We start from the raw sequence: 467 nt of genomic DNA on the forward strand, positions 1-467 counted from the left end.
CATCTCCAGAGCTGTTGGTCTAAATTGTTCAAAGCGCTGATCCTGTAGGAGCCCAGTTACCTGTCCTTCGATTTTCTGGATATTCGAAGGAAGATTTTGCGCAAAAGATGTCACTTGCTCTTGAATACTCGGAATTGCCACCGCCAGTCCCCAGATAATGAGAAGACTGATTAAAACAAAGAGAATGGAAATACCAACTGTACGAGAAATTTTATGCTTTTCCATCCAGTCAACCATCGGATTTAATAGGTAATACAAAAGACCTGTTAAAATCATCGGTAACAATACAATTTCTAAAAAGCTTCCTATTGGTCTGAATAAAAAACTAATTTTACTAAAAATAAATATGGTCAAAAAAGTCAGCAAGGTTACTAATAAAAATGTCACCGCTTGGCTATTCAAAAACAAGCGGAAAAACCAAGTCAGACTAAATTTTTGATGCTTATCCTCCATCTAATACACTCCTA

The 467-nt window shown here is 36.4% G+C and carries 1 protein-coding gene; it reads right to left on the bottom strand.

Annotated elements, in window-relative coordinates; genetic code table 11:
* Positions 1-453 (bottom strand): AI-2E family transporter (locus C1E99_RS12655; RefSeq protein ID WP_153060250.1); only part of this gene is annotated, 453 nt, incomplete at its 3' end.
* Positions 454-467: the final 14 nt, after the last annotated feature.

This window comes from Streptococcus suis, assembly GCF_002964045.1.
GTDB lineage: Bacteria > Bacillota > Bacilli > Lactobacillales > Streptococcaceae > Streptococcus > Streptococcus suis_U.